The sequence below is a fragment of the Methylobacterium sp. WL103 genome, from assembly GCF_008039885.1.
Classification (GTDB): domain Bacteria; phylum Pseudomonadota; class Alphaproteobacteria; order Rhizobiales; family Beijerinckiaceae; genus Methylobacterium; species Methylobacterium cerastii.
In genome coordinates this window covers 1-1,008 of record NZ_VRUX01000986.1, presented here as the reverse complement: position 1 = coordinate 1,008, position 1,008 = coordinate 1, and the positions used below count along the sequence as shown (strand labels likewise).

Genomic DNA, 1,008 nt, shown 5'->3' with positions numbered 1-1,008 from the left:
TCGCGGACGCGCTCGACGGCGCGGGCGCGGCGGCGTCGAGCCTCGACGAGACTGGCAGCCACGCGGCGCGCTTCCGGGTGTGAGCGCCTCGGCGCCCTAATCCGGTCGCGCCCCGCTTCATCGGCGCGCGAAATGCTGTAGACGGGCGCCTCACGCGTTTCTTCTTCAGACTGCGAACAAGAATGTCCGCCTCTCCCCGTCTCCGCCCGGTGCCCCGTCCGGGCGTCCTGGCGATCGACCTCTACGTTCCCGGCAAGAGCGGGGCGCCGGGCCATGCCAAGATCCACAAGCTCTCGTCGAACGAGACGCCGCTCGGCCCGAGCCCGGCGGCGGTGGCGGCGATGCAGGCGGCGACGGCCAAGCTCGAGGTCTACCCCGACGGCACCTCCGCCCTGCTGCGGAACGCCATCGCTGCGCGCCACGACATCGATGCGAGCCGAGTCGTCTGCGGCGCCGGCTCGGACGAGCTGCTGTCGCTGCTGGCCTACGCCTATGTCGGCCCCGGCGACGAGGGCGTGTTCTGCGAGCACGGGTTCCTGGTCTACCGCATCGCCATCCTGGCGGCGGGCGGCACCGCCGTGGTCGTCCCCGAGCGCGATCTCACGGCCGACGTCGACGCGATCCTCGCCGCCGTGACCCCGCGGACGAAGATCGTCTACGTCGCGAACCCCAACAACCCGACGGGCACCTACCTGCCGCTCGCCGAGGTGCGCCGCCTGCATGCCGGCCTGCCGGGCGACGTGCTGCTGGTCCTCGACGGCGCCTACGCCGAATACGTCCAGGCGGACGACTATTCGGCCGGGTTCGAGCTCGCGCGCGACGCCGACAACGTCGTGATGACCCGTACCTTCTCGAAGATCCACGGTCTCGCCGCCCTCCGGATCGGCTGGATGGTCGGGCCGGCCCACGTGATGGAGGCGGTCAACCGCATCCGCGGGCCGTTCAACCTGTCCACCGCCGGCATGGCGGCCGGCGCGGCGGCGCTTGCCGACGAGGCGCATGCCGCGG

1 protein-coding gene is annotated in these 1,008 nt (G+C 72.1%); it reads left to right on the top strand.

Annotated elements, in window-relative coordinates; all coding sequences use genetic code 11:
- Positions 1-182 precede the first annotated feature (182 nt).
- Positions 183-1,008 (top strand): histidinol-phosphate transaminase (locus tag FV222_RS27230; RefSeq protein ID WP_147816248.1); only part of this gene is annotated, 826 nt, incomplete at its 3' end.